The 24,419-nt window shown below is 67.7% G+C and carries 18 protein-coding genes and 1 pseudogene; 13 read left to right on the forward strand and 6 right to left on the reverse strand.

Annotated elements, in window-relative coordinates; all coding sequences use genetic code 11:
- The first annotated feature begins 6 nt into the window (after positions 1-6).
- On the forward strand, positions 7-3,957 hold the full coding sequence (locus IPK85_22065; protein MBK8250052.1) for a response regulator: 3,951 nt from the start codon (positions 7-9) through the stop codon (positions 3,955-3,957).
- A 61-nt stretch (positions 3,958-4,018) separates the two neighbouring features.
- On the opposite strand, the gene IPK85_22070 is transcribed toward IPK85_22065, so the two are convergent.
- Entirely contained in the window at positions 4,019-4,708 is a 690-nt protein-coding gene (locus IPK85_22070) for an esterase (protein ID MBK8250053.1), read from the reverse strand.
- 162 nt (positions 4,709-4,870) lie between these two features.
- Between IPK85_22070 and IPK85_22075 the strand changes: the two genes are divergently transcribed.
- Entirely contained in the window at positions 4,871-5,851 is a 981-nt protein-coding gene (locus IPK85_22075; protein ID MBK8250054.1) for an amidase, read from the forward strand.
- 4 nt (positions 5,852-5,855) lie between these two features.
- On the opposite strand, the gene IPK85_22080 is transcribed toward IPK85_22075, so the two are convergent.
- The 3 genes from IPK85_22080 to IPK85_22090 form a co-directional block, all read right to left on the reverse strand.
- Positions 5,856-6,929, reverse strand: coding sequence for a hypothetical protein (locus IPK85_22080; protein ID MBK8250055.1), 1,074 nt, complete (start codon positions 6,927-6,929; stop codon positions 5,856-5,858).
- Positions 6,930-7,121: 192 nt separating this feature from the next.
- The gene (locus IPK85_22085) at positions 7,122-7,541 is read right to left on the reverse strand and encodes a DUF3830 family protein (protein ID MBK8250056.1); all 420 of its coding nucleotides are present in this window, start codon (positions 7,539-7,541) and stop codon (positions 7,122-7,124) included.
- A 53-nt stretch (positions 7,542-7,594) separates the two neighbouring features.
- A complete protein-coding gene (locus IPK85_22090) occupies positions 7,595-8,152 on the reverse strand; it encodes a hypothetical protein (protein MBK8250057.1) in 558 nt (185 codons plus the stop codon).
- 231 nt (positions 8,153-8,383) lie between these two features.
- Here IPK85_22090 and IPK85_22095 point away from each other — a divergent pair, with 231 nt between their 5' ends.
- From IPK85_22095 to IPK85_22110, 4 genes are all read left to right on the forward strand, one after another.
- Positions 8,384-8,878, forward strand: a complete 495-nt coding sequence (locus tag IPK85_22095; GenBank protein MBK8250058.1) for a helix-turn-helix transcriptional regulator — start codon at positions 8,384-8,386, stop codon at positions 8,876-8,878.
- A gap of 61 nt (positions 8,879-8,939) precedes the next feature.
- Complete coding sequence (locus IPK85_22100; protein ID MBK8250059.1) at positions 8,940-10,739, forward strand: CocE/NonD family hydrolase; 1,800 nt, start codon at positions 8,940-8,942, stop codon at positions 10,737-10,739.
- Complete coding sequence (locus IPK85_22105; GenBank protein ID MBK8250060.1) at positions 10,736-12,856, forward strand: M28 family peptidase; 2,121 nt, start codon at positions 10,736-10,738, stop codon at positions 12,854-12,856. Before IPK85_22100 ends, IPK85_22105 begins: the two co-directional genes overlap by 4 nt.
- Positions 12,857-12,870: 14 nt before the next feature.
- Positions 12,871-14,001: a P1 family peptidase gene (locus IPK85_22110; protein ID MBK8250061.1), complete on the forward strand. Its 1,131-nt coding sequence runs from the start codon at positions 12,871-12,873 to the stop codon at positions 13,999-14,001.
- 75 nt (positions 14,002-14,076) lie between these two features.
- Here IPK85_22110 and IPK85_22115 read toward each other — a convergent pair whose 3' ends face one another.
- On the reverse strand, positions 14,077-14,703 hold the full coding sequence (locus IPK85_22115; GenBank protein ID MBK8250062.1) for an OmpW family protein: 627 nt from the start codon (positions 14,701-14,703) through the stop codon (positions 14,077-14,079).
- Between the two features lie 395 nt (positions 14,704-15,098).
- Between IPK85_22115 and IPK85_22120 the strand changes: the two genes are divergently transcribed.
- The 4 genes and pseudogenes from IPK85_22120 to IPK85_22135 all read left to right on the forward strand — a co-directional run bounded on the left by IPK85_22120 (position 15,099) and on the right by IPK85_22135 (position 20,381).
- Positions 15,099-16,232 carry a peptidoglycan DD-metalloendopeptidase family protein gene (locus tag IPK85_22120; protein MBK8250063.1) on the forward strand — a complete coding sequence of 378 codons (1,134 nt, stop codon included), beginning with the start codon at positions 15,099-15,101 and terminating at the stop codon, positions 16,230-16,232.
- A 176-nt stretch (positions 16,233-16,408) separates the two neighbouring features.
- Positions 16,409-17,878, forward strand: coding sequence for an Ig-like domain-containing protein (locus IPK85_22125; GenBank protein ID MBK8250064.1), 1,470 nt, complete (start codon positions 16,409-16,411; stop codon positions 17,876-17,878).
- Positions 17,879-18,471: 593 nt separating this feature from the next.
- Positions 18,472-18,843, forward strand: coding sequence for an HAD hydrolase-like protein (locus IPK85_22130; protein MBK8250065.1), 372 nt, complete (start codon positions 18,472-18,474; stop codon positions 18,841-18,843).
- A gap of 150 nt (positions 18,844-18,993) precedes the next feature.
- Positions 18,994-20,381 (forward strand): annotated as a pseudogene (locus tag IPK85_22135) (nitronate monooxygenase).
- A gap of 19 nt (positions 20,382-20,400) precedes the next feature.
- Here the strand turns inward: IPK85_22135 and IPK85_22140 are convergent.
- On the reverse strand, positions 20,401-21,297 hold the full coding sequence (locus IPK85_22140) for a hypothetical protein (protein ID MBK8250066.1): 897 nt from the start codon (positions 21,295-21,297) through the stop codon (positions 20,401-20,403).
- Between the two features lie 167 nt (positions 21,298-21,464).
- Here IPK85_22140 and IPK85_22145 point away from each other — a divergent pair, with 167 nt between their 5' ends.
- From IPK85_22145 to IPK85_22155, 3 genes are all read left to right on the forward strand, one after another.
- Positions 21,465-22,343 (forward strand): SDR family NAD(P)-dependent oxidoreductase, encoded by an 879-nt coding sequence (locus IPK85_22145; protein ID MBK8250067.1) that lies wholly within the window; start codon positions 21,465-21,467, stop codon positions 22,341-22,343.
- A gap of 98 nt (positions 22,344-22,441) precedes the next feature.
- On the forward strand, positions 22,442-23,449 hold the full coding sequence (locus IPK85_22150) for an AAA family ATPase (protein ID MBK8250068.1): 1,008 nt from the start codon (positions 22,442-22,444) through the stop codon (positions 23,447-23,449).
- A 156-nt stretch (positions 23,450-23,605) separates the two neighbouring features.
- Entirely contained in the window at positions 23,606-24,412 is an 807-nt protein-coding gene (locus IPK85_22155) for an alpha/beta hydrolase (GenBank protein ID MBK8250069.1), read from the forward strand.
- Positions 24,413-24,419 lie beyond the last annotated feature (7 nt).

Here is a 24,419-nt window from a genome sequence, read left to right on the forward strand (position 1 = left end):
CCGCCCATGCCTTTCGTGGTTCTCGTTGCGTTGGCCGCCGGTGCCCTGACGGCGCGGCTCGGTTCGGCCCAAGAGGCACCAACCTACTCGGACCGGTATTTCACGACGCGCGACGGGCTCCCGAGCCAGGCGCTCACGGGCATTGCGCAGACGCGCGACGGATACCTCTGGGTGGTCGCCGGTGGGCTGCTCTCTCGTTTCGACGGGGTCGTGTTCCGCTCGTATTCGGCAGGCAGCAGTGCGCTGCTGCAGAGTCGCGTCCTCGCCATCGGGGCGGGGCTCGGCGATACGCTATGGATCCTGGGTCAGTCAGGGGCCGTGGTGGCCTTTGCCAGTGGGCGTTTCTCGGAAGTCGTCCCCCCGACGCCGGGACCGTTTCGGGCGATCGCACAGGATGCCCGTGGCGACCTCTACGCGATTCGAACACCGAATGTGGTGCGATTTGCGCGCGAGCGCTCAGCGTGGGTTGAGGTCAGGCCGGGCGTGGGTGTGCGCGAGATGGGGCTCCAATCGCTGGGGATCGACGGCCGCGGCGATCTGTGGTTCCTGGACTCCCTGAATGCCCTGCACCGCGTCAGCGGGCCGACGGCTGGCGTGCGGCCGACCCTGGGAAAGGCAAGCCTCGTGTCATCTGTGACCGGGAGAATACTGAGCGCCGAGTCTCGCAACGGGAGGCATCGCATCTTCGATGCAGAAGGCGAGGAGAGTTGGTCGTACCCGGCTCCCGGAAACAGGAGGCCGCAGCTGGTGGACGGGGAGGGTCGTCTCTGGGTGGCGACCGACACATCGTATGAGGTGTATGGGCGCGCCAGCGAGCGCCCGGTTGCCGTGGTCGCCAGGCAGCGCAGTCCGCTGGCACAGCTCCACCGAGGGGCAGCGGGTTGCCTGTGGGAGACGGGTATCGCGCTGCGGCAGATCTGCCGGACAGCGTTCCGCAGCGTGCGGTACGGTGGAGCGTACATCGGCCGGGGGCCAGGTGCGTCGGTCCTCCGCCGCGGCCCGGTCGGTTACCTGGTGGCTGTGACGGCCGACGGCTTTTCAAGGCCATTGAGTACCTGGGAGGGGTTGCGGTACGCGAACGCGCATACGGACGCGCGTGGTGTCCTCTGGTGGTCGGCGAATACGGGGATGAACGCGTGGCTTCGGCGCTCACCAGCTGAACACGAGGGCGCGCGGCTGTTACCGCATCCGGGTGCGTATGCGTATGCCGAGCATGACCGCTTCCCAAGTGTCTTGTGGTACGTGACCGACACGACGCTTGTACGCTACGACCATGCGGCGAGTGGCGAGTCGGTGGACTCGGTGGGATTGCCCGGACGGGTCACCGCCCTGTCGGTGGCGGCTGACGGCTCGGTTTGGCTCACGGTGATCCTGCCGGATGCCACCTCGCGACTCTTGCACGTGGAGGGACGTGCCGTCGTAAGCTACGGACCAGGCGACGGGATGCCACTCGTTGAGCTGCGCGCCGTCCGGGCGATGGACGACGGGAGCGTGTGGGTGGGCACGTATGGTGCGGGCCTCGTGCACGTGCAGGACGGCCGCGTGCGGTACGTCACCACGCGTGATGGACTGGCAGAGAACGTGGTGACGAGTGTCTTGCTCGATGATACGGGGAATCTCTGGATGGGTGGGAACCAGAGTATTCACCGCGCGCCGCTCACCCAGCTGTCGGACTTCGTCGCGGGGCGTCGTTCGCGAGTGAATGGGGTCGGCTACAGCGACGCCGACGGGATCGACACGCCCGAGACGTCCGGGGCGCCCGGGTTCCGGGATGCCATCGGGCACCTGTGGTTTCCCACCATCGATGGCACCGTGGAGGTCGATCCGGCGTTGGCGGTGGCGATGGATTCCCTCCTGCCCGAGGTGCGGATCGATGAGATCGTGAGCGTGGACGATTCGCTGCCCCGGTCGGACGCTCCCCTGCGCTTGACTCGCGGTGCTCGCCGCTTCACGGTGCGTTATGCCGGCGTTGTCATGCGCAAGGCAGATGCGGTCAGGTACCAGTACCGCATGGACGGGGTGGATGGCGACTGGGTGGATGCAGGGCATGTGCGCGAGGCGACGTATAACTCCGTTGGCCCGGGCACACACACCTTTCGGGTCCGCGCCGTGAGTGCCGCCGGAGTCCCCGCGCCGGACGAAGCAACCGTTGAGATATTGGTGCCCGCCTTCTTCGTCGAGACGCCGCTGTTCTACCTGTTGCTCGCATCCGCTGCAACCACGCTATTGTGGGGAGCCATTCGCCACCGTGAGCGACGGCACCTGGGGCACCAGGCCGCCCTCTCGCAGGCCGTGAAGGTGCGGACAGCGGAACTCTCCGACGCGCTCGAGACGGTAGGCGCCCAGGCGGCCCAGCTGCGCACGCTCGATGAGGCAAAGTCGCGCTTCTTCGCCAACGTGAGCCACGAGTTTCGCACGCCGCTGTCCCTCATTCTCGGTCCGGTCGACGACCTTCGCGAAGGGCGCTTCGGCGCCCTCGGGGCTGCGGCCGTCCGGCGCCTCGACGGCGTGCGAGCGAATGCCGAGCGATTGCTCCAACTGGTCGATCAGTTGCTCGATATCGCCCGCCTGCAAGCCGGGGCCTTGACGTTGGCGGCGAGGACGCAGGACCTGGTGCCACTCCTCCGTCGCATGGCGGATTCCTTCTCGTCTCTCGCGGAGCGGAAGGGGATCAACTTCCGACTCTCGTGCCCGGTGTCAGGGCTCACGGTATCGTGCGATGCGGACCAGATGGAGAAAGTGGTCGCCAACCTCGTGGGCAATGCACTCAAGTTCACGCCGCCCGGCGGGTCCGTGGAACTCCTGGCGACCGTTGAGTCCGCGGAAGGGGCCGTTGTTATCCAGGTGGTGGATACCGGACCCGGCATTCCCCAGGAGTACCAGGCCCGCGTTTTCGAGCGCTTCTTCCAGGTGAACGACTCGTCGACCCGGTCGCATGAGGGCACCGGCATCGGGCTGGCCCTTGTCCGCGAGATCGTCCAGTTGCATGGCGGGATGGTCGAGCTGCAGAGCACCGTTGGGGTCGGGAGTCGGTTCAGTGTGCGCCTGCCCCTGGCCCACGCGGGGCTCCGCGCCACCGGGGAACAGCGCCGCGAGACTCCCGAGGAGCTGACTGCGGTGCGGCGTGGTCCGCTACCCTTGCCTCGGCCGCGAGACGTTGCGGCAGACGCGGTGACGGTGCTCCTGGTGGAAGACAACGCCGACCTGCTGGAATACTTGCGGGAGCACCTGGCCGATCGCTTCCGTGTCTTGGTGGCTGACAATGGCGTCCGTGGGTTGGAGATGGCTCGCGCCCATCACCCGGACTTGGTCGTCAGCGACGTGATGATGCCGGAGATGGACGGCCAAACCCTCTGCGAGGCGATCAAGGGGAGCGCCGAGACGGACTTCATCCCTGTCATCCTGCTCACCGCGAGGGCGTCGCGTGACTCGCGCCTCCATGGGCTTGCCCAGGGCGCCGACGACTACCTGACCAAGCCCGTTGACCTGCAGGAGCTGGTCATTCGGATCGAGAACCTCGTGGCGTCACGGCGCCATGTGCGTGAGCGCCTCCGTGCCCTCGACCAGTCCCTGCCAACCATACAGGTCCCCCTTGCCGCCCCACCGCGTGACGCGACCGAGCGCGCGCTGGTGGAGAAACTGTCTGGCGAATTGGCAAAGCACCTCGCGGATGCGGACTTCGACGTGCACGCCCTCGCCCGCGCGATGGGGATGGGTCGCACCACGTTGTATCGCAAGCTGACGCCGCTGCTCGGGATGTCGCCCCTGGATGCCTTGCGCGAGTATCGGTTGGCGCAGGCCGCGCAGTGGCTGGCCGAGACGCCGATCACGGTCAGCGAAGTGGCCTATGGCGTCGGCTTCCGGAGCGTCCCGCACTTCAGCGTCTCGTTTCGCGAGCGATACGGTGAGTCACCTTCGGCATACCGCCAGACGCGTCGCCGAGTGCAGACCGGATGACGCCAGACCGGCGTGCCCACCCGCAGCTTTACTCGCCGGTGGCGTTCCGTCAGGCCCAGAGTTAGAGCCCCATCTTCTCCAGGTGGTACGGCAACATCTTGCGCCACCAGGGCCAGTCGTGCTTCACGTCGTGCCCCCAGATGTCTAGCCAGTGTGGGATCCCCTTGGCGTCCAGCAGGGCCGACAACTCCCGCGACCGGTCCGGCGCCTCGTACGGGCCCTGACCGGTGACAATGACGATGCGCGAGCTGCCGCGGAGCAGCTCCAGCGAGTGTCCACCCAGGTTGGGGAGGTACCAGGCCGGGTTGTTGAAGTAGACGTTGTCGTCGGTGTAGCCGTTCAGGTAGCTCCGGTCGAGGTCGTAGAACCCGCTCATGGCGATCGTCCCGCCAAAGAGGTCCGGCCGGCGGAGGAAGGTGTTCGCCGCATGGAAGGCACCGAATGAGGCCCCGGTGGTCAGCGCCCGGGCGTTCCGATCCCCGGAAACCTGCCGGATATACGGGGCCAACTCCTCTTCTATATAGCCCTGGTAAAGGGCCTGCCGACGGGCCTTCTCCGGGATCGGCACGTGCTTGTCCATCCACGCATGCGCATTGATGCTGTCGATGGAGAACAGCCGCACCTTGCCCGCCATGATGTGCTCCTCGATCGCCTTCACGAGGAAGAAGCGCTCGTTCTCGAGGAAGTCGGCGGCCGCAGTGGGGAAGAGCAGGATCGGGGTGCCCGCGTGGCCATAGGTCACCACCGGCATGTCGAGGCCGAGTCGCGGAGACCGCCACCCATCTATCACCTTGGGGAGCGCGGGGTCAATGTATTGGATGGGCATGTCGGTGCTGCTGGGCGGTGGGGCGGAAACTAGGCCCTCCACGCAGGCGGCGCGAGCGATCCACACCCGAAGACACGGAGCACGCGGATGCGAACGGAGCGGGGATTCACCCGGATGACGCTCGAGGAGTTCGAGGGCTGGCTGCCGGCGCAGCAGGTCACGCGCACGGTGCTGTCGGTGCAGCAACACCACACCTTCCTCCCCGCGTACGGGCACTTCACCGGGTCGAATCACTTCACGCTCCAGCAGAACATGAAGCACCACCACGTGTCGGCCAACGGGTGGGCCGACATCGGGCAGCACTTCACCTCGTTCCCCGACGGGACGATCGTCACCGGGCGGCCGCTCGAGTCCAATCCCGCGTGCATCTTTGGCAACAACCAGCACGCCATCTGCATCGAGCACCTCGGCAACTTCGACGCCGGGCGGGACGTGATGACGCCGGCCCACCGACAGGCGATTCTGCGCATGACGGCCGCCATCTGCGAACGGTTTGCCATCCCGGTGACGGCGGACCGGGTGGTTTACCACCACTGGTATGACCTCGCGACCGGTGCGCGCACCAATGGCAGTGGCACCACCAAGAGTTGTCCCGGCACGGCGTTCTTTGGCGGGAACTCGGTGGACCAGGCGCAGCGCAACTTCCTCCCGAAGGTGCGCGCCCTGCTCGACGGCGGCACGGTGATTGAGGCGGCGCTGCCCGCGCGTGGCTACGTCCGCGTCACCGCCGACTCGCTCAACGTGCGCCGCGGTGCCGGCCCCGGTACGCCTCGCCTCCGGGCCGTCACGGCGGGGACCGTGCTCCGGGTCTACGACGAGGCGAACGGCTGGCTGCGCGTCTCGAACGCCCAGGACGAATGGGTGTCGGCCAAGTTCACGGCGCCGGTCGAGCGCGCGACGGTGCGGGCGAGCAGCCTCAATGTGCGCAGCGCCCCGGACCGCACCGCCGACAAGGTCGCGGCGATCACCCGCGGACAGGAAGTGTTCATCCACGAACGCGACAACGGCTGGTGTCGCATCGGCGCCGAACCGCGCTGGGTCCTTGGCGACTTCCTCGTTCCCGCCTGACGCGCTAGAAGGCCTCGCCCAGCGCCACGTACAAGCCGCCCCCGTGGCGGCCGCGGGCGTAGTCCACGCGCACGGTCAGGCGGTCCGCCGGCTGAAGCGCGTACCGCACGCCAGCACCAACTGCAGGAAGCAGCTGCGCACCATCCGTGCGGCGACCGAGCGCGTGGGACGCCCCCAACCCGAGAAAGCTGGCCCACCCCACCCGATGCCAGGTCGCGCTCCGATACTCCACCTCGGCGGCGCCAACGAACCGGTCGCGGACGCGACCGCGCACGTACCCACGCAGCAGGGTATCGGCACCGGCTGAGGGCACGAGGTCGAACGGCGCGTTGCCGGCGATCGCTTCCCCGCTCACCCGCATCGCCACCACGCCACGCCCGAATGATTCGTACCGGCGCAGGTCGCCGGCCAGCCGCATCGAGGAACGCTGGCGGTGGTCCGGGGCATGATCGCGGGCCCGTGTCGCCCCAAGCGTGAATTGCCGGAACACTCCCGTCGCCGGGCCCAGGATGTGGTCACGCGTGTCATGGATGTCCACAACCTGGGCGGTGAGGGCGGCGCTTCCCACGAGGTCGGGCGCATCGGCCCTGCTCCAGCCCGCGAGGTCGATCCCGGAGACACGCAGGTCGCGCACGCGGAGCCCAATCCCCCGGTACCGTGCGGTGTCTGTGCGCCAGAGCTGGAGGAGCGAGAGCTCAGGTCCCCGCGCCGTGAACTGTGCCTCGCCGTCGGCGCCACCTTCAGCAAAAAAGGGCAATGGGAATCGCTGCCATTCACCCCGGACGCGCGTCCGCGTCGTGTTCCCCGTGCCCCAGCGGTCCAGTTGCACGAAAGCCCGCTGCTGGTCGTGCGCCGTATTGATGGCGTAGAACTGCAGCTGCGAAGGACGGGTGCTGGCAGTCGGCCCGGTGCGAAAGACGCGCAGGACCGTCGCCCCGTATTGCGCCCCTGTCTCCGGTGCGGATCCCAGGACGGGCAGGAACGCGAACTTCGCCCGCGGGACCGAATCCGCCTGGGCTGCGAGCGGGGAGGTGAGGGCGGTGAGCGAGGCCAGGGCTGCCAGGAGGCGGGTGCGCATCGAGTCGTGGTGAGGGTCACCACGAGCTTCGCGCTGGCCGGCACGTCATCCCATACGCCGCATGACGTAGTTGTCGGTGGCAGGAGGGACGCGACGTCCACCGAAGTCCTTTCGCACCAACAGGTTAGGAGGTGTCGTACTGTGCGAGCGGACGGTGACCGGCGGCGCGGTCAGGGCGCCAGGCGGCTCGCCCTACGAATCGATCAACGACATCTCAAAAGGTTGCGCGCCCTCCCAGAGCACCCGTCGCCCCAGTTCTCGCAGCTGGTCCATTCCGCTCGTCAGGGTCAGGAAGTGGCTCCCCGCGAGTTGGCCGACCTTGCTGGCGAAGACACACGCCCCGTACGGGAACAGGATCTCGCACTCGCTCGCCCCGGCTGGGTGGAACAGGATATCCCCGCGCGATGGATGTGAGGTCGGGTTTTCGAGCGGCACGTTCAGCTCGAAGTCGCCGAGGGGAATCCAGGCGGATTCTCCGCTCCAGCGGGCCTGGATCAGTTGGCTGCGGAACGGGAGGATCGAACGAAAGGCGTCGCAGGTGCGTGGAGCGGCGGCTTCCTCGAAGCGGGCCGTGAACTCGAGGTCGGCAACGCGAATGCGGACGGTGCTCATAGCGGGGATTCGAGGGTGCGCGGGAAGATACCACGCCCGCGCACCCGCGCTCCCTAACGTTCGTCATCCCGATCGTCGTCGCGTTCCGGCGAGCGCCCCTCATTGCTACTCGCGAGCGGCGCTGGTCTTCCATCGCGCGGGCCAGACGCGTCGGCGGTCGCATAGGCACCGGCTGCGCCCTCGCGATACGCCAGCGTCCCACCGGTGTGCCCGACCTGCCAGCCAGCTCCGACCAGGGCGAGGGTCCCCGCGGTGGCCACGCCACGTGCGACCATACCGAGGCGACCGTTCAGGAGGCCGGCCGCGCCGACCAGCAGGACGACGCCAGTTGCGAGGAGAAAGGCCTCAGCCGCTTCTTCGTGGCCATGGATCGCGGACTCGGAGACGACATCCTCGACCATCTCTTCTTCCCGTTCGCCGGTCTTGAGCGCCGCCCAGGAGCTGCCGACCAGGACCGCCATGAGCGCGACCGTGATTCCCCAGGCGCGACGAGGGGTTGTACCACGGCGGATGGCCACGAGGGCCCCGACGGCAAAGGCCGGGATGAGCAGGGTGAGGGCGATCGGGAGATGAACGAACAACGGGTGCAGGGGTGAGGGCAGGGTCAGCATGTGGTACCTCCGGTTGGCTGTCCTATCCAAGAGTCAGCAGAAGTCCGGTTGCGCCCTATCCGGCAAGTGACTTCCTTGGCATCCGACAAGTGACGCATCCCGATTTCCTTCGCTTCGCCACCAATGACGCAAGCTGATGAGTGGCAAGGAGTTGACGCTCCCCCGCGCGATTCGGGGCCGCCGGGCACGTTCGAGGGGCCGTTGGCCCCGGTGCTGGCCGTATTCCTTGTCATGGTCGTGATCGGTGGTACCATCGACCTGATCCTCGATCGCCCCGCTTCGTGGCGCTCGCTTCACGTGGCGTTCGAGGTCGCCATGGTGCTGGTGAGCCTCGGCTTTGCCATCGCGCTGTTCAGCGGCTGGCGAAAGACGGCCGTCGAACTCCGGAATACCAGGGCCTCGCTCGCGGTGTCGCGTCGTGACCTCGCCGCGAGGGTCGCTGAACGCGACGAGTGGCGGCAGCGGGCCGAAGCGGCGTTGGTCGGGTTTTCGGTCGCCATCGATCAGCAGTTCGACGCCTGGAAGCTCAGTCGTGCGGAGCGCGAGGTCGCGCTGATGCTCCTGAAGGGGGAGGGGCACAAGCAGGCGGCGGCGCATTTGGGGCGATCCGAGCGCACCGTGCGACAACAGGCGGTTGAGGTCTACCGCAAGTCGGGACTCCAGGGTCGGGCGGAGCTTGCGGCGTTCTTCCTGCAGGACCTCGGACTCCCCGGCCCGACTCCCTGAGCCACTGTCCCGGCTCCGTTTCCTTGCCCGGAGCCGGACGCTGGCGTAGGATCGCGCGGTGATGCGACGCGTCGTGCTCTCCCTGCTCTGTGCCAGCGTCACACCCGTGCTGGCGGCGCAGGACGTCGTGGTGGAGAAGAATCTCGAAGCGCGGATGCGCGACGGGGTTGTACTGCGCGCCGATGTCTACCGCCCACGCACCGACGGACGGCGGCCCGCCCTGCTGCAGCGCACGCCCTACTCCAAGAACCCGCAGGATCCCAACTCGCAATACCATCGCCTCGCGCGTGCGGGGTTCGTGGTGGTCGTGCAGGACACCCGCGGCCGATACATGTCCGAGGGGGTGGCCATTCCGCACGATGAAGGGGCGGACGGTTACGACACGGTAGAGTGGGTCGCGCAGTTGCCGTGGGTGGATGGGCGTGTGGGAATGTTTGGCGGCTCGTACTCCGCCACGACGCAGCTCCTCGCCGCGCCCCTACGCCCACCGCACCTCGTCGCCTTGTTCCCGTCGGCGTCGTATGCGAGCCGGTATGACATGGTCTTCCAGGGGGGCGCCTTCTACCTGATGGATGGCCTCTCGTGGAACCTCGGCCAGGCGCAGGACGTCAAGCGGCGGCAGCTCGAGCCCGGAGTGAACCGGGATGGGGAACTGGGGATGTCCGCGGCCCAGCGACGGCTGATGCAGGAGGAGTGGTTGCGCGCACTTCCGCTGCGGACTGTTGGGGGGCCGCAGGTCACCGGCGATCCCGCCGCGGAGCTGCGCCGGTACTCGCCGGGGTACTTCGACATGCTCGCCCATCCGTCGTTCGACGACTGGTGGGGCACCTTCGACGTCGCGGCGCGTCATCCGCAGTTCCAGGTACCGGCCTATCACCTGACCGGATGGTACGACGCGCTGTTGACGGGGACCCTGCGCAACTTCAGTGGACTTCGGCAGTCGGCGGGGAGCGACCGTGCCCGGAGCAACCAGCGCTTGATCGTGGGTCCGTGGACGCACGCGCGTCCGACGGCCGCGTCCACGCGGATCGGGGACGTGGCGTACGGGCCGGCTGCCGGCTTCAACTCCGAGAGCCTGATCGTGGCATGGTTCCGTCACTGGATGCCGGCGGCGGCGCGGGCCGGCGCGCGAGTCGAAGACTTTCCTGTCTCCCCCGTGCGGCTCTTCGTGATGGGAGAGAACCGGTGGCGTGACGAAGACGCGTGGCCCCTCGCCCGCGCGCGCGCGACCCCGTGGTACCTCGCCAGCGACGGCACGGCCAACTCCAGCGCAGGCAATGGACGGTTGGGGATGTCGGCCGCCGTCGGCGCGCCGATCGACACCTTTACCTATGATCCCGACGCGCCGGTGCCGACCGGGTCGTCCGGCGCGTATTCGCGGGCTCCGCATGACATGCGCGAAGTGGAACGACGCGCCGATGTCCTGGTCTACTCATCGGCGCCACTCACCGCGTCGATCGAGGTGACCGGGTACATCACCCTTCACCTGTGGATCACCTCGTCCGCCCTCGACACGGACTTCACGGCGCGTCTCGTCGACGTGCACCCGGACGGGACCGCGCGTGCACTCACCGACGGCATCCAGCGCGCGCGCTACCGGAAGAGCCGCACGACCCCAGAGCTGCTCACCCCCGGGCAGCCCACCGAGGTGACCATCGAGGTGGGGGCAACCTCCAACGTCTTCCTGCCTGGGCACCGCATCCGGCTGGAAGTGTCATCGTCCAACTTTCCTCGGTATGACCGGAACCCCAACACCGGGGAGCCGTTTGGCGCGAGCGCGAAGGTTGAGCGTGCCCGCCAGGTGATCCACCACGATGCCCGGTATCCGTCGCGCCTGGTGCTGCCGGTGATTCCACGATGAGGCGCGCCGCCCTCGCTGGCCTGATGCTCGCGGTGCCGGCGACTGCGCAGGAGTCGTTCCTCGGCTACCGCCCATCTCGTCGGGCCGAACAGCAGGCATTGGAGCAACGGTTCCACCAGTTGGTGAACGCCGACTCGATCTCGGCCATTCATCGCCCGTTGAGTGCGCGGCCGCATCCGTCGGGGAGCGACGGCTCACGTGCGGTCATCGCGCACCTCGAACGCACCCTGCGCCGCTACGGGTGGCAGGTGGAGCGGCACGACTACCAGGCATGGCTCTCGGCGCCACGAGAGGTCGCCGTCACACTGACGGCTCCCGCCGCGCGCGAGCTCTCGTTGCGCGAAGCCGCCGTTGCCGAAGATCCGACGTCCTCGCATCCGGAACTCGGCGAGGGGTACATCGCGTATTCGGCGTCGGGCGACGTGACGGGCGAGGTAGTCTATGTGAACTATGGGCTCCCGGCAGACTATGAGGCGCTCAGGCAATTGGGCGTTGAGGTGCAGGGCCGCATTGTGCTCGCGAGGTACGGACGGAGTCACCGGGCCGTGAAGGTCCACACGGCGCAGGAGGCCGGCGCGCGAGCCATCGTCCTTTACTCGGATCCCGCAGACGACGGCTTTGCGCGTGGCGCTGTATGGCCGCCCGGTTACTGGCGCGGTGAGCAGATGCTCCAACGTGGCAATGCGAAGATGTCATGGTTCTTCCACGGCGACCCCCTGACGCCCGGCGTGGCCGCCACGGCGGGAGCGATCCGTCTCGATCCCGCGAGGGCGCCGACGCTGCCGAAGATCCCGGTGGTGGCGATCAGCTGGGGTGAAGCGCGCCATGTCCTCGCGTCGTTAGGCGGCGCCGGGGCCCCCGCCTCGTTTGTGGGACGCGTGCCCGGGGTGACCTACCGGACCGGCCCGGGACCGGCCGCGTTGCGTGTGCGGGTCCGGATGGACGATGGGTTGCGGTCGATCTCCAATGTGGTGGCGACCTTGCGCGGGCGGACGCAGCCGGAGCGGGTGATCCTGTTCGGTGGGCACCACGACGCCTGGACCTTTGGTGCCGTGGATCCCGGGACCGGGAGCGCGGCGCTGCTCGAACTCACCCGCGTCCTTGGCCGGATGGCGCGGACCGGATGGCGCCCCGAGCGCACGATTCAGGTGGCGTTCTGGGACGCGGAGGAATTCGGGCTGGTCGGGTCCACGGAACACGCCGAGCACTTTCGGGAGCAGCTGAAGGAGCGGCTGATCGCGTACGTGAATATTGACATGTACATGCGCGGCCGGTTTGACCCGGGCGGTGTGCCGTCGTTGCGCGACTTCGTGGCGGATGTCGCGCGGAGCGTCGCGACCGACAGCGGGAGCGTGTATGACGGGTGGGCCGCAGAGGCCGCCCGCCGCGAGGCGGGGAGCGCGCCAGACCTCAAGGCGCTCGGCAGCGGCGCGGACTTCGTGCCGTTCCAGGACTTTCTCGGTGTGCCGACGCTGTCGATCGAGTTCATCGGGGCCAACGGCTACGGCTTTGGCACCTACCACACGAACTACGATTCGCGCGCGTATGTGGAGCGCGTGGCGGATCCGGGCTTTCGACAGGGCGTGACCATGGTGCGAACGTTAGGCGCGCTGGGATTGCGACTGGCCAACGCGGATGTCCTGCCGTTCCGCTTTTCCCACTATGCCGGCAAGCTGGAAGCGGCGGTGGCCTCCGTGGAGGAGGCGGTGCGAGCGGCGGGGCCGCGAGCCCAGACGGTTCCGGTGCCGGAGTTGCATGCGTTGGTGGCACGGGTGCGCGCAGCTGCGGTGGCACTCGAGCGCGCGACCGATGCCCATCTTGCCATGGGGAGACTCCGCGTGGCGCGGCGGGCGCAACTCAACGACCAGCTGGCGCGGTTGGAGCAGCGCCTGGCGGACGACGCTGGTGCTGGCGATCGCGCATGGTTCCGCCACGTGTTCCACGGCTGGAACATCTATTCCTTGTATGATGGCCAGCTCTTCCCCGGCATGCACGAGGCGTTGCGAGGCGACGATCGGGCCCGGATCATGGCCGAGGCGATGCGGCTGCGCGGAGCACTGGATCGCATGGCCGGGAGTCTTGAGCAGATGACCACCTTCGTCGAGGGTTCGCGGTGAGGATGCTTCGTGGAATGGCGTTTCAACCTTCCCTGCCCAGGGCGGTCCTCCTCGCCGCTTGCCTGGTCACCACGCCTGTGCATGCGCAGCGGGCCCGCGACCTTGGCATTCCGTTCGACGGCACACCGGGACCGCGCAACGCGATCACCGATGTTGCGGGTGTTGAGGTGGGCCACCAGACGCTGGTGCGGGGCACGGGGCGCGCCAGCGTCCGGACGGGAGTGACGGCGATCCTCCCGAAGGGGAAGCGATGGGAGCCGGTCTTTGCCGGGTGGTTCGCGGGGAACGGGTTCGGCGAGATGACCGGTGCGCCGTGGGTGGTGGAGGGCGGGACGTTAGGCGGCCCGGTGATGATCACCGGCACCTATTCGGTCGGCGTGGTGCGCGATGCCGTCAACAGCTGGTTCGCCGAGGTGGTGAAGCAGGATATCCCGTGGCACCAGCCGGTGGTGGGCGAGACCAGCGACGCCTTCCTGAACGACAGTCCGGGCCAGCACGTCACGAAAGCCGATGCCTTTGCCGCGCTCGACGCGGCACGGAGTGGTGCGGTGGTCGAAGGCAGCGTGGGTGGCGGGACGGGGATGGTCGCGCACGGCTTCAAGGGCGGGATCGGGACGTCGAGCCGCCGGGTGGCCGGCGGGTACACGTTAGGCGTGCTGGTCCAGGCGAACTATGGGACCCGCGAGCAGCTGACGATCGCCGGGGTGCCGGTGGGCCGGGAAATTGTCGGGAGCGAACGCTCACGGGGCGACCTTCCGCCGGCCGATCGTGAGGGATCGATCATCGTCGTGGTGGCCACCGATGCGCCATTGCTCCCACATCAACTCGAGCGCGTCGCTCGGCGAGTGCCCATGGGCATTTCGCGCCTTGGGGGCACCGCATCGAACGGGTCCGGCGACATCTTCATCGCCTTCTCGACAGCGAACCCTGGTGCAGCAGCCACGAGTGGTGTCACCCCCCTGCAGTGGCTACCCAACGGCGACCTGTCGCCCTTCTTCACGGCCACCGTCGAGGCGACGGAAGAGGCGATCGTGAATGCGCTCGTGGCGGCTACCACGATGGAAGGGGCGCATGGCACCGCGCACCGCCTGCCGCATGACCAGGTACGCGAGATCCTGCGGCGCTACAACCGGCTGGCGCGTTAGGCCGCGGTCGGGCGCGCATACACCACGGGCCAGCGCGCCGGTGCACGCTGGCCCGTGGTCTCGCGTCGTGCAGTCCTAGAACCGCACGCCCAAGCCGGCGCTGAGCAGGATCGGGTTGACCTGCACGGCCGAGATCGTCGTGCTTCCAGCCTTCACGTCACTACCGATCGTGACGTACTTCGCGTCCAGGTTGAGGAACCACCCCTTGCCGCCGAGGTCGATGTCCGCGCCGCCCTGGAGGGCGAAACCGACGCTCGCGTCGTCGAGTGTCAGGGCGCCAACCCCCGGCACGTTGAGCGCGACGTCCGAGATGAGCGTGAGGTTGCCACCTGCGCCGATGTAGGGACGGAACTTCGCGGATGGTAACAGGTGATACTGGAGGAGCAGCGACGGCGGGAGGTGCTTGAAGGTGCCGATCTTCGTGCCGGACAACTTGACGTCGTGCTGCTGCGGATAGGTGAGCACCAGCTCTACGGCCCACGACTTGTTGATGAAGTACGACAGGTCAACCTCGGGGAAGATCTTGTCCGATACCGTGATGGCATCGGCCGGTACGGCCGGGGAGGCGATGGCGTCGGACTTGTCGGCGGGGGTCAGCGACAGGGCGCGGACGCGGATCATGAACTTTCCGTCCGGGTTCTGCGCGGCAGCCGGTGCAGCAAGGGCAAGGGCCGCTAACGCGGCGAAGGCAACACGTCTCATGGAAGACTCCGTTTAGGTGGAACAGGCCCCCCATGATGAGCTGTCGTCGGGTGACCCGCTGCGGGAGTACTTCCCGAAATCGTCGTCAGGCGGCTGCCGCGGGTGCGGCGACGAATCCCCCTTGCGTTTGCGGAATGTCAGGGAGGATGCCGACGGGGGAAGCCCGACAGCCAGGGCCTCAGACAAGGCAACGGGACGCTCGCGAGTCGTGGCATGTCATTGGCCGCCGAGCGGCGGACCTCATGCGCCACCTGGGAGGTGCGCCCAGGCGTGAGGTGAGCCACCAAAGCCCAAGGGCACGTCTCTCACTGAGACCGAGCGATCAGCGGGGGCCCCGGCGACGGAGCCTGGCACGGACGCCGGTTCCGAGACGCTCCCCCTCTTGTGAGGCTCCCATGAAGATCCTGGTCCCTGCCGGTGTCGCTTTCCTTGGTGCCCTGACCGGCTGCAACGGTGCGGCGGACCTCGTGCGACCGTTTACGCCCGAGTTGACCGCCCATGCCGCCGTGGCTCCGTCCCAGCCCCGTTTCACGTCACCCCCGTTCGCTGGAAACGCTCCGCTGCGCAACTGGTTCGATCACAACACTCCGCAGGAGGGGAGCAACACCAACGGCTTCGTCACGACGACGTGGGGTGAGCGCGTATCGACCGCGAACATCGGGGTCGACGGGCACTCCGGGTACGATTGGTCGCTGCCTACAGGCACGCCGATCCGGGCGGTGGCGGCCGGGACGGTCACGTTCGTCGGGACGGACCCGCCGTTCCTTTGCTCTGGCTTGGGGCGAGTTGTGAGCGACCAGCGCCGCGTGATCCTCCGGCACGCACCCGGGCTGTTTCAGCCAGCGATCGAGAGCCACTACGTACACCTCGACAACATGCACGTCACGGTGGGTCAGCAGGTGACCGCGGGTATGCGAATCGGTGAGTCGGGAAGCACGGGCTGCGCACTCGGTCCGCATCTCCATTTTGAGGTACGCAAGGTCGTGCAAAATGGCACGATTGCGATCGATCCCTATGGCTGGACGTTGGCGACCACCACGGATCCCTGGTCAATCCACTCCAGTGGCACGGCGAGTATCAACCTCTGGGCCGCTGGCGTGGCGCCAGCGCGCTTTCGGGAGGAGCGCTTCGCGCCGAACGCGGGTGGCTTCTCGGCAGTGGTACCCATAACGGCTGTGCAGTGGATGGGGGTGGATGACCGGCACAACCCGAACAACGAGTACATCGAGCTCACGCTCGACCCCAACGTCGCATCGACCGCCTCGCTGAACGGGTTCCAGATTCGTGGCGACAAGTCCGGCTTCACGTACAACGTCCCGCCGGGCATCACGCTGACCACGGCGAGCCCCACCCTACGGATCCACAGCGGTGTCGGGGTCAACACGGCCACGCAGATCTTCATGGGGCGCACCACGCCGATGTGGAGCAATGCCTTTGACGATTGTGCGCGGCGAGTGAACACCAATACCAACCCACCGCTGCAGTACGTGATCAGGCTGGGGGCCCCAGCCTCCACGTGCAGCCCCTGACGCCCGCGGGAACTGTCATGCTCTCCACAGTCATGTCCAGGCACCACTCCAGAAGCTGGCTCCTTCTTTTAGCATGGTTGACCGGGTGCGGGGGCGGCAGTGACGGAGGTGGGACGACGCCCCCTCCGCCAGCCCCCGCAGTCGTTGCGACCGTCGATGTCGCGCCGGCCACGACTTTGCTCACGATCGGCGCCACGGCACAACTCGCTGCCACACCGCGGGACGCCGCGGGGAATGCCCTCTCAGGTCGCACCATCGCCTGGGCCAGCAGCAACACCTCGATTGCCACGGTCAACACCACGGGACTCGTAACCGCTGTGGCCGCCGGATCCACGACGGTCACGGCGACCGCTGACGGACGCACTGGGCAATCGACCATTACGGTGACGCCGCCTCCGGTGGCCTCGGTCGTGCTCGATCGCGATACGGCAAGTGTGCTCGCAGGTGGGACCGTGCAGCTTACGGCGACCGCGCGCGACGCCGCCGGCGCCGCGCTGACCGGTCGTACCATCACTTGGTCTTCCTCTGCAACGGCGGTGGCTACTGTCAACGCCGCCGGGCTGGTGACCACCCTGGCTCCGGGCACCGCCACGATCACGGCCACGAGCGACAACCGCTCCGCAACGGCCACCCTCACTGCCGTCGACCCCCTGCGGATCCCGACGTTCGTCCGGCCGTTCGCCGCCAATGTCGACTACTACACGACCAACTTCCATGACCACGACGTGCCGCGGTCGTTCCAGGACAACGGGCGCAAGGTCACCTTCTGGGGAGAGCAGATCAACGCGACCGGCTATGAAGGACACGAAGGGTACGATTGGCGGATGGACACCGGCACGCCACTGTTGGCCATCGCTGATGGCACTGTGATCTCACTGTCAAGCCCGTCCTTCTTCTGCCCGCTCCTTAACGCCACGATTCCCGCCGATGGCAACGGGCTGGTGATCCTCGAACACCTCCTCCCCGGAGGCGTGCGGGTGCGTTCGTACTACGCCCACCTCAGTCGCAAGGACGTCCAGGTCGGGGCGCGGGTGACCGCCGGGCAGCAGATCGGACTCTCTGGCGGCGTCGGCTGCTCCCTCAATCCGCATTTGCATCTTGGCATCTTCCGCATGACCCAGACGAAGAACGGCCAGGCGTCGATCATCGACCCCTACGGCTGGGAAGGCCCGGGCACCGATCCCTGGCTCAACGAGGCGGATGGGGCCACGAGCATCTACCTCTGGAAAGCAGGTGAGGCGCCCGCATTGTTTACCCGGACGGCGGTCGACTTCAACGCAGGTGGAGGGACGACCTTCTTTGGCCTGAGCCTGGTGCAGGCCATGGGGGTGAAGGATGACCAGAACCCGAACAACGAGTACATCGAGGTCTCGCGCGACCCCCGGTTTGCACCGGCCAGTGTCGCGCTGGCCGGCGCAACGATCCGGACCAAGGCGGGTACCGTCTTCACCTTCCCGGCTACCGCGACGCTCACGGCCGCTGACGCAACGATCCGCGTCTACAGTGGAGCAGGGACCAGCACGGCCTCCACGATCTACCTCGGGCGGACCACCCCGGCCTACAACAACCTCCACGAATGCGTCGAGGTGCTCAACGCGTCCGGGCAGCTGCGCGGACGCGCGGGGTGGGGCACCGGCTGTACCTGAGGCCGGCCACTTGATGGGTGCCATCTCCCTCGTCGGGATGGCACCGGACCGCCACGCGAGTGCGGCACGTCGCCCGCGTTGTCACGGGTGGGCTCGCAGAACGTCGAGCAGGGCGACACCTTGTGCTCGTCCTTCGCACGCACGGTGTTGCGCATGTCGTTCGCCAGTCCCCCACTCGCTCACCTGCACGTCGCAGGCGTCGTCCCGCACTCGTCGGACGGCGCCCGCGTGATCGATGGTCCCCGACCCGGCTCGATCACATGAGCCGGCTCGCGGCGCGCGAATCCCCGCTCGGCACCTTCACCCAGTCTTTGAGTCGGCTCCCAACGTTGCTGCGGAGCATGGACCCCACCTGGACCCTCCGATCGGTCGCCGACATCGACCCCGCCTTCGTCGCGCGGCACCGCATCACGGCGTTCATCTGGGACATCGACGGCACGCTCACCGCATATCATGCCAGGGAGCTGCTCCCGATTGCCGCGGCGCCGTTCGCGGCGCTTCGGGCGATCCCTGAGGTCCGGCACGCCATCCTCTCGAACGCCCCGGAATGGCGGGTTCGCGAACTCGCCGGGATCTTCCCGGATCTCCCGGTCATGCGCGGCTACGCCCAGGACGGGGCCATCCTCAGTCGTCGACTGTTGGGGAGCGACGATTCGTGGACCGCGGAGGACCTGGCATCGCGCCTCGCCGCGGGTGCGGTTCCCCTCCGAAAGCCGAGCGCCGACCTGGTGCACCTCACCGTCGCGGAGCTCGGTGTGGACGCGGCCGGTGCCGTGATGGTGGGCGACCAACACTTCACCGACATCGCGGGCGCGAACCTCGCAGGGATCCGCAGCATCAAGATCGCCAATCCGTCCCCGGCGAGTTTTCCGCTTTCCATCCGGATCATGCAACAGGTCGAGGCCGTGGCCTATCGTCTTCGACCGCCAGCGTGGCGACGACCACCTGCTACCCGGGATCGCTGACCCCTTTTCTGTCAAGCAGGGATTGTCCGCGATCGACCTCGGGGGACGCCGGATCGCCGCACTCGCGCTCGCGCGACACTTTCCATGGATCCTTCCCATGGAGCGCTCATGTCGCTGGCCCTCTCCCTGCCTCCCCTCATCCAGGGAGGCATGGGTGTCGGAGTCTCCAACTGGACCCTCGCCAACGCGGTGGCGCGCTGCGGACAACTAGGTGTTGTCTCGGGCACGGTGCTGGACACCTTGCTGGTCCGCCGGCTGGCCGCGGGTGACCCGTGCGGCGCGATGCGGCGCGCCATGGCCCGCTTTCCGGTGGCGGGGGTCGCCGAGGAGGTCCTGCGACGCTACTTCCGGCCCGAGGGACTCGCCCGAAGAGCCGTACCCGCTCCTCCCGATGTGGCGCCAGACGGTGAGTCGCTTTCGCCAACAGGTGGCAATGCTCGCCGCGTTCGTCGAGGTCACCCTCGCGAAGGAAGGCCACGACCGGCCGATCGGGCTCAACCTCCTGACCAAGGTGCAACTGCCGAACCTCGCCACCCTGTACGGCGCCATGCTCGCTCGGGTCGACGTGGTGCTCATGGGTGCAGGGCATTCCCCGCGAGATCCCCGGGGTCCTCGACCAGTTGGCCCGGCATGAACGCGTTGAGCTGCGGCTGGACGTTGACGGACTTCCGGCGGGGTCGACCGAGACGTTCGCGCTCGACCCGTCCGAGCACACCGTGGACCACGCGGAGCTGCCGCGGCCGATCTTCCTGCCCATCATCTCGGCGAACTCGCTGGCGACGACGCTCGCCCGCAAGTCGAATGGACGGGTAGATGGTTTCGTCGTCGAAGGGCCAACCGCGGGTGGCCACAACGCCCCGCCGCGCGGCACCCTCACCCTGGATGAGCGAGGGGAGCCCATCTATGGAGAGCGTGATGTCGTGGACCTCGCGAAGCTCGCCGAACTGGGGCTGCCCTTCTGGGTCGCGGGAGGCGCAGGGACACCCGGTGCCCTCGCCGACGCGCAAGCCGCCGGGGCGCGCGGTGTCCAGGTGGGGACGCTGTTCGCCTTCTGCGACGAATCGGGGATCGATCCCGGTCTCAAGTCGCAGGTGCTGACGGCGCTATTGCAGGATGACGTGCGGGTCGCGACGGACCCCCGCGCCTCGCCGACCGGCTACCCCTTCAAGGTGGTCCGCGTGGACGGGGATGGATCGGAGGCCGCACTGGCGACGCGTCCCCGCGAGTGCGACCTCGGCTACCTCCGCACCGCGTACGCGCAGGCGGATGGGCGGCTCGGCTATCGATGCCCGGCAGAGCCGGTGGATGACTACATCGCGAAAGGTGGCACGCTGGCCGACACCGAGGGGCGCCACTGCCTCTGCAACGGCCTGCTGGCGACGATCGGGTATGGGCAGCGCCGCGAGCACGACCGGGTGGAGCCGCCGTTCATCACCTCGGGGAGCGACCTCGAGGCGTTGCGCACGATGCTCGGCGGGCGGTCGCGCTACACCGCGGCCGATGTCGTGGCGTGGGTGACGGGGGCGCCGGCGGCCTGACGCGCGCGGCGCGCCGTCATCACTTGGGGGTAATGGCGAAGTCGATCAGGACGCCGCTCACGAAGCTGGCGGTGACCTTCATGCCGTCCATCGTGTAGCTGCGCTTCATGACGGTCATCGATCCCTGTTGTTCCTCGCCGGCGGTGTCGGCGGGGCCGAGCAGGGTCTCGACCTCGCGGATGGTGAGCCCCTTCTTGAGCTGTGAGAGGCCGCCAGTACCGGTGGGAGCCGTGGATGGCGCGACCACCGCCGCCGCCGCCTTGGCACCCGTCGCGGCAAAGTCCACGTAGTTTGCCAGCGCGGCCATGACCCCCTCGGGCGTCAGGGCTTCGGGCGGGATGCCGTCCTTGTACCGAATGTTGAACCGACTGCCGCCCTGTTCGCGCTTGACGCGCAAGTTGGCCTCGCGCGCCGCATTGGCCTGTGCCGCCTCGGCGCGCGCCTTGTCGTTCTCGCGCTCACGCGCGGTGCGGGCATTGGCCAGTTCCTTCTCCAGCTGCTTTCGGCGAGTAGGGCCAGGCGCCGTCTTGATCGAGTCCTTGAGCGCCTTCTCGCGCGTCGACTCGCTTTCGGTGTCAGCCGAGATGAACGACGATCCCGCGTCATCACCGAAGGTGCCGAAGCCGCCGCCGCCGAGTTGGAACTCGATGTGCGAGTCCTTCTTGACCACGACCTTGGTCACCATCACCTGGTCGCCGATCTTGAGGGCCGTGCCAAAGTCCTTGATGCGGTCGGCCACCTGGCGGAAGTTCACCGCGGCCTGCTGCTGCGGATTCACCTCGACGCCGCGGCTCGTGCCGGGCATGGCCATCTTGACTGACACTAGCTTGCCCTCGAAGGCCTGGCGGAGTGCTGCTTCGTTCTGGGCCGCGAGGAGGGATGGAGTGAGAAGGAGGGCGAAGACGGTGGTTCGCATGTGCGTCGAGTCTTGAGGTCCTGGTGCTACCCGGGGACAGAATGTGCGGTCCGGGGCCCGCACTCAATGGGTGATTCGACCCGGCCCGTCATCGGACACGGCGGGACGGATCGCCCGATCCTGGGCCGGGGAGTAGGTTCCGCTGACCCGCTCCCCGGAGGTGCAAAATGCGCACCGCGCCTGTCCTGATCGCCCTCGTCGCCGCCCTCGCTGACCTCGGGGCGCAACCCCGCCCGGCGCCGGGTCAATCTGTGGTCCTCATCACGGGCGCCACGAGCGGACTCGGCCGCGAGGTGGCCCAGCGACTGGCGGCTGCCGGCGCCCACGTCATTGTGCATGGTCGCGACTCCGCCCGCGCCCGCGAGGTGCTCGATGCGATCGCCCAAGGGGGGAAGGGGAGCGCCCGGTTCTACGCGGCCGACCTGGCGAGCAACGCGGACATTCGCCGCTTTGCCGGGGAGATCCTCCGCGACTACTCACGGCTCGACGTCCTCATCAACAACGCCGGCATCGGCTCCACACCAAACGAGCGGAGCGTGACCGCTGACGGGGTGGAGATGCGGATGCAGGTGAACTACCTGAGCAATGTGCTGCTCACCCGGCTCCTCCTCCCGCGGTTGCTGGCGAGCGCGCCGGCCCGCATCGTCAACGTCTCCTCGTTGTCAGCGTCGCCGATTGACTTTGATGACGTGATGATCGCGAACCGCTTCAGCGGGGGACGGGCGTACGGGCAGAGCAAGCTGGCCCAGGTGATGTTCACGATCGACCTCGCCGCGGAGCTGGAGGGGAAGGGAGTGACGGTCAATGCGCTGCATCCGGCCACGATGATGCCGACGGGGATGGTGCTGCGGGGCGGGTACACCCCCCGATCCACCATCGACGACGGCGCGCGGGCGGTGCTGCACCTGGTGCAGGACGCCGACGTCGGCACCGGGCAGTTCTTCAACGGGCTGAATCCCGGGCGCGCGCATGCCCAGGCGAGTGATGCGGCGGTCCGGGCGCGACTGCGCGAGTTGAGCGAGCGGCTGGTGGGGCTTCGGCCGTAGCGGTTCGCGCTTCCGGGAGCGGCGACGCGACTGGACGGCGGCACACGATACGCCCAGCTTTCGCCTCCCTCCGTACGGTCCAAGCGCATCATCATTCCATGATCATCATCGGGTTCACCGGGCGGAACGCCTCGGGCAAGACCACCGCGGCGGAGCTGCTCGCCCGGCGTGGATTCACCAGCCTGTCCCTGTCGGACGTCATCCGTGAGGAGGCGAAGCAGCGTGGCCTCTCCCCGGTGCGTGAGAACCTCATCGCACTGGGGAACGAGTTGCGCGAGCGCCATGGCCCGGGCGCCCTGGCACAACTCACCGTCGCCCGCATGCTGCCGGACCGCAACTACGCGGTGGACAGCATCCGGCACCCCGCAGAGGTGGAGGCGCTGCGCCGGGCCGGCGCGGGTGCCTTTTCGCTGTTCCATGTCTTCGCACCGCTCGAGGCGCGGTTCGCCCGTTCGCTCGCGCGCCAGCGCGAAGGAGACGGCGCGACCCTGGAGGCGTTCATCCAGCAGGAGGAGCGGGAGTTCGCCAGCAGCAACGCGGCGGCCCAGCAGCTCCTGGAGACCGAGCGCCTGGCCGATCGCGTCATCGACAACGACGGCACCCTGGATGAATTCACCGCGCGACTGACCGCAACGCTGCAGGTGCTGGAAGTCGCGTCCAGGCGCCCGTCCTGGGACCAGTACTTCATGGACATCGCGCGGACCGTGGCGACGCGCTCCAACTGCATGAAACGCCAGGTCGCCGCGGTGATCGTCTCCGATCGCCGGATCATCAGCACCGGGTACAACGGCACCCCGCGCGGGGTGAAGAACTGCAACGAGGGTGGCTGCCCACGCTGCAATTCGTTTGGGGAGAGCGGGAAGAACCTCGAGGAGTGCCTCTGTTCGCACGCCGAGGAGAACGCGATCGTCCAGGCGTCGTACCACGGCATCGCGATCCGGGATGCGACGCTCTACACGACGTACTCGCCGTGCCTGATGTGCAGCAAGATGATCATCAACGCCGGGATCCGGCGGGTGGTGTTCAACGACGCGTACCCGCTGAACGACACCGCGACCGGGATGCTGAAGCAGGCCGGCGTGGATCTGGTGAAGCTGAAGGTGTGACCCATCGGTGGGACGGAGTGAGCGGTCGGCGTGGCGCTCGCCATCGGGCAACCCATAACCGGTCTGCGCACCACGACTGGCGAGTCGATTGACGAGCGGGGCACCGAGCATACACGGCGCCTCCACCCGCTACCATGTGCGCGCCCGGAGGGCATCGTGACTGACAATGTCGTGGCGTTCGACTACATGGAGAACGGCTCTGGCCCCGTCATCCTCTTCCTGCCGGGGAGCTTCGGCACGGGCGCGGGCTGGAAGGCGGTTATCGCTCATCTGGGCGACGGCTTCCGCACCGTGACGACAAGCCTGCTTGGGTATGGCGCTACGCCCGACATTCGGCCGGACGGCAATGCCACCCTGGCTCAGCAAGTCGACCTCATCGACCGCATCATCGACCGCATTGGGACGTCCCCGCATATCGTGGGGCACTCGTATGGCGGTCTGGCCGCCCTCGCGCATGCGCTGACCGGGCGGTGTCCTCCCGCGAGCCTGGTGCTCGTGGAGGCGAATCCTCTGGGTGTGCTGCGATCGTCAGGCGACCTCGATCACCACGGAATGTTCGCCGCAATGACGGCGTCGTACTTTGCTGACGTCGCCAGGGGGGATGCCGAGGCGGCCCGGCGTGTCATCGACTTTTACGGCGGTGCGGGGGCGTTTGATGCAATGCCGGCAAAGGTGCGCAGCTACGTCGTTGCCACCACGGCGGTGAATGTGCGCGACTGGTCGTCGGGTACACCGTTCGAGCCAACGAAGGCGACGTTGCAGTCGATCGTTGTTCCCACGACCGTGGTGCGCGGGGGAGACAGCCATCCCGCGATGCTCAGGATCGCCGAGCTCCTGCACGATGCGATTCCCAGGGCCCAGTTGGTCACGATCGAAGGCGGGAGTCACTTTCTTCCAAGCACCCATCCAGCCGAGATCGCAGCATTGGTGCGGCGCCAGGTCGATGGAACACGGAACGCATAGGCGATAG

The organism is Gemmatimonadota bacterium (assembly GCA_016712265.1).
GTDB lineage: Bacteria > Gemmatimonadota > Gemmatimonadetes > Gemmatimonadales > Gemmatimonadaceae > RBC101.

What these genes read in the sequence shown, in the direction of transcription:
- IPK85_22130 (MBK8250065.1), top strand. Translation starts at nt 18,472, where the DNA reads ATGCGCGGCTACGCCCAGGACGGGGCCATCCTCAGTCGTCGACTGTTG.
- IPK85_22105 (MBK8250060.1), top strand. Translation starts at nt 10,736, where the DNA reads ATGAGGCGCGCCGCCCTCGCTGGCCTGATGCTCGCGGTGCCGGCGACT.
- IPK85_22090 (MBK8250057.1), bottom strand. Translation starts at nt 8,152, where the DNA reads ATGCTGACCCTGCCCTCACCCCTGCACCCGTTGTTCGTTCATCTCCCG.
- IPK85_22140 (MBK8250066.1), bottom strand. Translation starts at nt 21,297, where the DNA reads ATGCGAACCACCGTCTTCGCCCTCCTTCTCACTCCATCCCTCCTCGCG.
- IPK85_22065 (MBK8250052.1), top strand. Translation starts at nt 7, where the DNA reads ATGCCTTTCGTGGTTCTCGTTGCGTTGGCCGCCGGTGCCCTGACGGCG.
- IPK85_22145 (MBK8250067.1), top strand. Translation starts at nt 21,465, where the DNA reads ATGCGCACCGCGCCTGTCCTGATCGCCCTCGTCGCCGCCCTCGCTGAC.
- IPK85_22075 (MBK8250054.1), top strand. Translation starts at nt 4,871, where the DNA reads ATGCGAACGGAGCGGGGATTCACCCGGATGACGCTCGAGGAGTTCGAG.
- IPK85_22085 (MBK8250056.1), bottom strand. Translation starts at nt 7,541, where the DNA reads ATGAGCACCGTCCGCATTCGCGTTGCCGACCTCGAGTTCACGGCCCGC.
- IPK85_22150 (MBK8250068.1), top strand. Translation starts at nt 22,442, where the DNA reads ATGATCATCATCGGGTTCACCGGGCGGAACGCCTCGGGCAAGACCACC.
- IPK85_22120 (MBK8250063.1), top strand. Translation starts at nt 15,099, where the DNA reads ATGAAGATCCTGGTCCCTGCCGGTGTCGCTTTCCTTGGTGCCCTGACC.
- IPK85_22115 (MBK8250062.1), bottom strand. Translation starts at nt 14,703, where the DNA reads ATGAGACGTGTTGCCTTCGCCGCGTTAGCGGCCCTTGCCCTTGCTGCA.
- IPK85_22095 (MBK8250058.1), top strand. Translation starts at nt 8,384, where the DNA reads ATGGTCGTGATCGGTGGTACCATCGACCTGATCCTCGATCGCCCCGCT.
- IPK85_22100 (MBK8250059.1), top strand. Translation starts at nt 8,940, where the DNA reads ATGCGACGCGTCGTGCTCTCCCTGCTCTGTGCCAGCGTCACACCCGTG.
- IPK85_22070 (MBK8250053.1), bottom strand. Translation starts at nt 4,708, where the DNA reads ATGCCGGTGGTGACCTATGGCCACGCGGGCACCCCGATCCTGCTCTTC.
- IPK85_22110 (MBK8250061.1), top strand. Translation starts at nt 12,871, where the DNA reads ATGGCGTTTCAACCTTCCCTGCCCAGGGCGGTCCTCCTCGCCGCTTGC.
- IPK85_22080 (MBK8250055.1), bottom strand. Translation starts at nt 6,929, where the DNA reads ATGCGCACCCGCCTCCTGGCAGCCCTGGCCTCGCTCACCGCCCTCACC.